Source organism: Deltaproteobacteria bacterium, from assembly GCA_026388415.1.
GTDB lineage: Bacteria > Desulfobacterota > Syntrophia > Syntrophales > JACQWR01 > JAPLJV01.
On sequence record JAPLJV010000012.1, the window covers coordinates 90,272 to 98,149 of the forward strand.

The window sequence follows — 7,878 nt, forward strand, 5'->3', positions numbered from 1 at the left end:
CCGCTGACGAAGTCGTAAGAAGGTCGCAGGCAAGGCGCACGAGCCCTGAGGAATGAGGCGTACTTTTGTACGCTGCAATGACGAAGGGTGAAGCGCAACGCAGCATCCGGCCTTCTTAGTAAGTTAGAAATTATCCCGTTTATCGGGGCTACGACTTCGTCCTTCTTTCGAGCTCCTCCGCCCGTAACTGCTTGCGCAAGACTTTGCCCACGTTGGTCTTGGGCAATTCCGTCCGGAACTCTATCTCTGTCGGCAGCTTGTATTTCGCCAGTTGGGTCTTGCAGAAATCCAGCAGTTCCTCTTTGGTGGCCGTCATGCCTTCCTTCAGCACCACAAAGACCTTGATGTTTTCGCCCCGTTTCCGGTCGGGGATACCGATTGTGCAGGCCTCCTGAACCCGGGGATGGCGGTAGAAGACCTCGTCAATATCGCGCGGATAGACATTGAAACCGCCCGTGATGATCATGTCTTTTTTGCGGTCCACTATATAATAATAGCCGTCTTCATCCACCGTGGCAATATCGCCCGTATAGCACCAGCCGTCGCGCAGGGCATTGGCCGTCTCCTCGGGCATGCCCCGGTAACCCCTCATCACCTGCGGCCCCTTGACGATAAGTTCGCCCGGCTCGCCGCGGGGCACATCAATAAGACCCGTTTCGAGATCCACGATGCGGCTGAGGGTGTCGGAGATAGGCACCCCGACGCTGCCCACCTTCCGGGCGCCGCCGGCAAAGGGATTGACATGGGTTGCAGGGGAAGTTTCCGTCATGCCAAAGCCCTCGACGATAACCGCGCCCGTAATCTTTTCAAAGGACTCTATCACCTCCACAGGCAAGGGAGCACTGCCGGAAAAGGCCCCCCGGATGCAGCTCATATCTGTCTTCTTGAGGCCGCGATGATGCAATATCCCGATATACATGGTCGGCACTAAAGGCACAAAGGTCGGGCGGAATTTGCGGATGGCCTCCAAAAGCGGTCCCGGCTGCGGCTTGGGGACTAATACCTGTGACCAGCCCATAAAAATAGCAAAATTCATGGCGATAGACATGCCGAAGACGTGGAAATAGGGCAGCGCCGCCAGCATGACCTCCTCCCCTTTTTTAAACTTGGGAAACCAGGCGGCACATTGCTGCGCCTGACAACTGAGATTGCGATGGGTAAGCTCCACCCCTTTCGTGACGCCCGTTGTGCCTCCCGTAAACTGATAAACGGCCACATCGTCGAGGCCGATATCCGCCGTCGGCGGCACGGGTTCATGGCGTTCGAGGCAATCCTTCCAGCGGTACACATCGGGGGCATCTTTGACATCGGCGGCTAATTTTCTGCTTTTAGCCACGAGCGGGAAAAGAATATTTTTCGGAAAAGGCAGATAATCACCGATGGAGGTGACAATAATCTTTTTGATCGCCGTCCGGGGCCGCAGGTCAATCATGCGGTTAGCCAGTAGATCAAGAGTTATGAGGACTTGGGCGCCGGAATCATTAAATTGGCGTTCCAGTTCATAGTCGGTGTAGAGGGGGTTGTTCATAACCACAATACCCCCGACTTTGAGAATGCCATAATAGGCGGCCACACAGGGAATCAGGTTGGGGAGCAGGACCGCCACGGCATCGCCTTTCTTGATGCCGAAAGCAACCAGGCAGGCGGCCAGGCTATTGGCCATGTCCCGCAATTGACGGAAGGTGATCCGGTACCCCTCGAAAATGAGCGCGGTTTTATCGGAAAACTGGTCCGCCGTCCGGTCCAGAATGTGGGGCAAGCAGATGTCTTCGTAAGCGATGTGCTCTGGGACACCCTCCTCATAGGATTTTAACCATGGTTTATCCTGGACGTTGATGGACGACATAGTTTTCCCCCTTTATTATTGAAAATCTCCCCCCCCCCCCCTCCTTGCCAAAGAGGGGAATAAACAAACTACATCCCCCTTTAGCAAAGGGGGACTGAGGGGGATTGGATAGGCTGAGACTGCTTTGCACAACTCCCTTATACGTCATTCCGGTGGAAACCGGAATCCAGGAAGCGCTTGATAATACTGGATACCGGCCTTTCCCCGTCAAGCGAGGACTGAAAAGAGCGCCGGTATGACATAATTGCTGGTTTTATGTAGTTGTGCAAATGTCTCAGGCTTTCCGGCGTTAGACGAATAACAGGTGGGGGCATAACCTGCCGACGGGTTATGCCCCCGGAGTCTATCAGAAACTCATAGAACACTGGGCGCCCAGGATGAGCGCATTATTATTGCTGTAGTCGCCCTTGACAAGCCCAGCGGAGGAATTGTTGATATCGGTGGCCTTCATGAAGAGGTATTCCACGCCGAGATCCAGGGCCGAATTCTTGGTCGGTTTGTATTGCACTCCCGTGGCCACCGCTATCCGGTCGCTGTCGGGCAACGATACCATGCGGTGCTCGGCATCGGGAACCGGCGTCTGGTCAAAGGCCAGGCCAAATCTGAACTTCCAGTCCTCGCTTGCCTTGTAGTTCGCCCCAAAAGCGGCGCGCCAGCTGTCCTTGAACTGGGTATCGAGCTTCTTAACGGTAGCTCCGATTGTGACATTATAGATGTTAACTGCTTCCACGCTGCTCCAGCGGGTCCATGAAATATCACCCAGCAGCTCCCAGCGGCTGCCCAATCCTTGCGTAAAGCTCACAATCGCAGTATCGGGCAGTTCTATGTCACCCGTTGCAGGAGCATTTGCAGCAGTATTTGACCCAGGAGGCAACGGCGGCGTCGGTAGCGGACTGGAAGTAGACAAAGTCCCTTTCAGGGTGTGCTTAACCGACGACCGATAGGATACCCCGAGCCGCGTGGCAGGCGCAAGCTGCAACAACACACCCGCGTTCCAGCCCCAGGCGTAGTCGTCCGCCTTGAGCGTCCCCTGTATCCCGGATATCGTTTGAGATATATACTCCGCTTTCATATTCTGCAGGTTCGCACCGACGCCGATCGATATCATGTCGTTGACGCGATAGGCCAGCGAGGGGTTCACGTTTAACGTCTCGACGGAAAACTTGATGGACTGGTAACGGCCCCAAAAGCTGCTCTCGTATTCCGTTGCCAGACCGAAGGGCGCACTGATGCCGAGACCGACGTACAGGTCTTTGGTCAGCACCGAGGAAAGAAAGGCGTTGGGTATTAAATTCCAGCCGCCACCATCGCCGCCATCAGTACCGGTATTAGGCCCATAAACAGCCGCAGGAACTGGAATGGTGCTTCCCGTGTTACTGAACTTGATACTCGGCTTCACCGCAGTTAGACCGAGGGAAATCTCCTGGGCCTGGAGCTTGGTCATGCCGGCGGGATTGAAGAAAATGGTGCTGGCGTTCTCGGCTACCGCTGCCGAACCGGCGTAGGCATTGCCGATCCCGCTGGCATTCTGTTCAAACAGTTGGAACCCCGCTGCCCAGACGTTGCCGGAACACAGGAGCGCGGCCAAAAACGCTACGGCACAAATAAACGATCTTTTACCCCTCATTTGTTTACCCCCCCTTAAAATTAGTTGTATTTTATTCAACTCCCATAGATTTCCAGACTATCTCCGCAATGTCCAGGGCCGCCATGCTTTCTTCTTTCTGCCGGTCCTTGATGCCGTCCGATACCATGGTCAGGCAGAAGGGACAGGCCACCGCCACCGTCCCGGCCTGCACGGCAATCGCCTGATCGGTCCTCATATCGTTGATCCGCTCGCCCTGGTCCTCTTCCATCCACATGCGGCCACCGCCGGCCCCACAGCAGAATGCCTTATCCCGGTTCCGCTCCATTTCCACGAACTCCATCCCGGGCACCGCCTGCAGAATGGTCCGCGGCGCGTCATATACACCATTATACCTGCCCAGGAAACAGGAATCATGATAGGTAAACCGTCCCGCCACGGGTTTTTTCAGGCTGATCTTGCCTTGTTTGAGCAAGTCGGCAATGATCTCCGTATGATGGTAAACCTCGAAATTACCGCCGAAATGCGGATAATCTTTCTTTAAAGCGTTGTAGCCGTGGGGACAAATGGTAATGATCTTCTTGACCCCATAGCCGTTCATGGTTTCGATATTGGCCTGTGCCATGGCCTGATAGAGGTATTCGTTACCGCCCCGCAGGGCCGAATCGCCGCAGCAGCCTTCCTCGTTGCCCAAAATGCCGAAGCTGATCCCCGCCGTCTGGAGGATCCGGGCCAAAGCCACCGTCACCTTCTTCCCGCGTTCATCAAAGGAACCTGAACAGCCGACATAGAAGAGGTATTCCGCGCCCTGGTCTTCGGCCAGCGTTTTTATTCCCAGTTCTTTCGCCCAGTCGCCGCGCTGATGGGCGCCAATCCCCCAGGGATTGGAGTTATTTTCCATGTTCCGGTAGGTCAGTTGCAGCTCGGGGGCGAAATCGGCCTCCGTCAGCACCTTGTACTGCCTCATACCGATAATCTTGGGCACATGCTCGATCAAGGCCGGGCAATGCTCCATGCAGTACATACAGTTGGTGCAGGCCCATAACTCGTGGAGATCAATCACTTCTCCGGGCAGCACCTTGTCTTCACCAACCGGGCCGGCAGCCTCTTCCGGAGCCGCGTCGCCGCCCTCCACCTTTTTATCGGCGGCGGCCTTTTGAGCCGCCACCGCTGCCGTCGCCTTGGAGAGCCAGTAGGTCTTCAGATCCTGGATAAATTTCTTGGGGGAAAGGGGCTTCCCGGAAAGATAGGCCGGACAACCGTCCTGACACCGTCCGCAGCGCGTACAGGCGTCGGTGTCAAATATCTGTTTCCACGACAACTCTTCCAGTTTGCCTACGCCGAAGGATTCGGCCGTCTCAAAGTCGCGAATCGGCTCCAGATAGCCCACCGGCTTCAGGGAGGAAAAGAACAGATTGGCCGGCGTGGTAACGATGTGGAGCAGGCGGGAATAGGGAATGTAGGCGATGAAGCCGAGGGACAGGAAGGTATGGGTCCACCAGGTAATCTTGTGCAGCAGTTTGGCCGTTTCCGGGTTCAATCCGCAAAAGGCCCCCGCCAGTGTCCAGCCACCAAAGGACCAGATCTCCCAGGGCTGCCGGTTGACGTGGATCCGCAGCGCTTCGATGAAAAAGCCCGTAATGATGATCGCCCCGATGAGCAAAAGGACGATTACATCGTCGGGCGTATTGTCCGGTTTTCCTTTATATCCGAGACCTTCGGGCTTGGTGACGTACCTCCGGAACAGCGCCATAGCTATCCCCAGCAAGACAGCCAGACCGAAAATCTCCATGAGCAGGGAAAAAACCAGATAAACCTTCCCCGTCAGAAAGGCAACGCCGAGAGGTTCGGCAACATGGAACTCCACCGCGTCAAAAAAAGCCCCGAAGATCAGGACGAAAAACCCGAAAAAGATCAGGCCGTGCATGATGCCGGGGTAGATTTCACGGAAGGTCCTGATCTGGAACAAACCGTCCACCAGGAGGCGCTTAAGCCGTTCCTGAATGTTGTCTAATCTGATCTCCGGCTTGCCAATGGCCTTCCACATCTGCCACCTTCTGTAAACACCATAGGCGCAGATGGCCAGAGCCACGGCAGCCAAAACAAAGAGAATCCCCTCAAAATGCTCGGCATTCCAGAAGACTTCCCGGCCTTCATTTCCCACGTAAAACTTTGCCTTTTCCATTTTTTATTCTCCTGTCACTTTTCCCCTTCCCCGTCAGAAAAACAAACACCCTATATTAAGGGGGATACAGGGGGATTTAACTCTTATGAATGCTACCGCAAATCCCCCCTACCCCCCCTTTTACAAAGGGGGGGACCATTTGCCTGCAAACCCGACGTTACCTATCCCACCAATGTCCGGCACTCTTTGACCAGTTCCGGCACCACTTTGAACAGATCATCAACGATTCCGAAATCGGCCTTGGTGAAGATGGGCGCCTCGCTGTCCTTGTTGATGGCCACGATGTATTTGGATGAGCTCATCCCGGCCAGGTGCTGGATAGCGCCCGAAATGCCGCAGGCGATATACAGGTTCGGAGAAACCACCTTTCCCGTCTGCCCGACCTGATCGGAGAGAGGCCGCCAGCCGGAATCCACGGCGGCCCGCGAGGCCCCCACGGTGGCGTTCAGTATCGCCGCCAGTTCTTCCAGAACTTTGTAGTTATCCGGTCCGCCCATGCCCCGGCCACCCGAAACAATGATATTGGCTTCCGTCAAGTCAACCTTGCCGGCCGCATCCTTCTGCACTTCCAGGACCTTGGTCTTCAGTTGCGCCGGATCAAGAGCGGCATCAAAGGATATGGCCTCCCCCGCCCCGGCTTTTTCCACCGCCGGAAATACATTCGGCCGCAGCGATGCCATCTGGGGATTGGTCGTCGTCACTACCTCGGCGAAACACTTGCCGGCGTACATGGGCCTGACTGCGACCATGCGGCCATCGGCAATCTTGATCTCCGTGCAGTCGGTCGCCAGTCCCGTGGCTAATTTCCCGGCCAGGCGCGAGGACAGATCCTTCCCCTGGGAAGTAGCGCCCAGAAGCAGGATGGCCGGATCTTTCTCCCGCACAATTTTGGCTACGGCCGCCGCATAGGCATCCGTCGTATAGGGCTCAAACAGCGCATTATCGGCCACATAAATCTTGTCCACGCCGTACTTGGCCAGTTCGCCCGCCACCTTTGCTACTCCGCTGCCCAGGAGAACCGCGCCGACCTCTTCTCCCGACTGGTCGGCCAGCTTCCGCGCTGCGCTCGCCAGCTCAAAACTTATTTTACGTAAAACGCCGTCTCTCTGCTCGGCGACTATCCACACACCTTTTGCCATGATTGTATCCTCCTATGTCTTAAATAACCTTCGCCTCTTCCCTCAGCAACTTCGCCAGTGCAGCCGCCTTGGCTGCCGGATCGTCGCCGCTGATGATCTTCCCGGCTGCCCGGGCCGGAGGCGGTACCAAACGGAGCACCCGCGACTTCTTCTCTACCGCTACACCGAGCGCGGCCGCATCCTTGACATCCACGGGCTTCTTTTTGGCCTTCATGATGCCGGGCAGCGAGGCGTAGCGAGGCTCATTCAACCCCTTCTGAGTGGTAATCAGACAGGGCAGAGGGCTCTGGATCAGGAGCTGGGCGCCTTCAATCGGACGCACAGCCTTGAGGGCTGCGCCTTCCACATCCACTTTGGTAACTACGGTAATCTGCGGGATGCCGAGCAATTCCGCCAGGATGGAACCAACCTGCCCGGAATCGTCATCAATGGCCCGCTGACCGCAAAAGATAATATCGTAGGGAACGGCCTTAATGGCCGCCGCCAGGGCCGAGGCCGTGACATAAGAATCGGCGTCCGCCAGGGTCGGGTCACTGATGTGAATGCCCTTATCTGCCCCCATCGCCAGGGCGGTCCGAATCGTCTCCATCGCCCGCGCCGGCCCGAGAGAAATAACCGTCACCTCGCCGCCATTTTTTTCCTTCAGCCGCAAGGCCTCTTCAACACCATACTCATCATAGGTATTCATCACCCACTTGATACCCGCCTCGTCTATGCCCGATCCATCAGACTTAACCCGTATTTGCGCCTCCGTATCGGGAACCTGCTTAATACATGCAATGATATTCACTTGTTCCTCCTTTCTGGGATACAGCCCGGAAAATATTTTCTCGCGCTGCATCTATTAAGTTGTAGCTATCATGTAACCATGTCCTTACCTGTTTTAGACCCTTAAGTCAACAGGCAAGTTGCTGTCAAGTAAATAATTAGTAAGTTAGAAATTATTTTCTGCGTTTTTTGCAGAATATGATTTCGTTAACTTACGAGCCTCTTGCAAAATGAGCATTGTTACGAGGGTTATCACGATTCCCTTGCTGTTTTTCTGCCGTTCTCACTTCAGAGAGGGTGACTGGTTATTATTTACCCGTATTTTCGCAAATAGCCCATATTGATGGGCGCACCT

5 protein-coding genes are annotated in these 7,878 nt (G+C 55.3%); all 5 read right to left on the reverse strand.

What is annotated here, in order from left to right; genetic code table 11:
- Window positions 1–148 precede the first annotated feature (148 nt).
- Window positions 149–1,846, reverse strand: a complete 1,698-nt coding sequence (locus tag NT140_03255) for a long-chain fatty acid--CoA ligase (protein MCX5830900.1) — start codon at window positions 1,844–1,846, stop codon at window positions 149–151.
- Between the two features lie 346 nt (window positions 1,847–2,192).
- The gene (locus NT140_03260) at window positions 2,193–3,473 is read right to left on the reverse strand and encodes an OmpP1/FadL family transporter (GenBank protein MCX5830901.1); all 1,281 of its coding nucleotides are present in this window, start codon (window positions 3,471–3,473) and stop codon (window positions 2,193–2,195) included.
- A gap of 31 nt (window positions 3,474–3,504) precedes the next feature.
- Window positions 3,505–5,616: a heterodisulfide reductase-related iron-sulfur binding cluster gene (locus tag NT140_03265; GenBank protein MCX5830902.1), complete on the reverse strand. Its 2,112-nt coding sequence runs from the start codon at window positions 5,614–5,616 to the stop codon at window positions 3,505–3,507.
- Window positions 5,617–5,777: 161 nt separating this feature from the next.
- Window positions 5,778–6,755 carry an electron transfer flavoprotein subunit alpha/FixB family protein gene (locus NT140_03270; GenBank protein MCX5830903.1) on the reverse strand — a complete coding sequence of 326 codons (978 nt, stop codon included), beginning with the start codon at window positions 6,753–6,755 and terminating at the stop codon, window positions 5,778–5,780.
- A 19-nt stretch (window positions 6,756–6,774) separates the two neighbouring features.
- Window positions 6,775–7,545 (reverse strand): electron transfer flavoprotein subunit beta/FixA family protein, encoded by a 771-nt coding sequence (locus tag NT140_03275; protein ID MCX5830904.1) that lies wholly within the window; start codon window positions 7,543–7,545, stop codon window positions 6,775–6,777.
- Window positions 7,546–7,878 lie beyond the last annotated feature (333 nt).

Excerpts from the sequence above, each read along its gene's own strand:
- NT140_03255 (MCX5830900.1), bottom strand. The coding sequence starts at position 1,846 with ATGTCGTCCATCAACGTCCAGGATAAACCATGGTTAAAATCCTATGAG.
- NT140_03260 (MCX5830901.1), bottom strand. The coding sequence starts at position 3,473 with ATGAGGGGTAAAAGATCGTTTATTTGTGCCGTAGCGTTTTTGGCCGCG.
- NT140_03265 (MCX5830902.1), bottom strand. The coding sequence starts at position 5,616 with ATGGAAAAGGCAAAGTTTTACGTGGGAAATGAAGGCCGGGAAGTCTTC.
- NT140_03270 (MCX5830903.1), bottom strand. The coding sequence starts at position 6,755 with ATGGCAAAAGGTGTGTGGATAGTCGCCGAGCAGAGAGACGGCGTTTTA.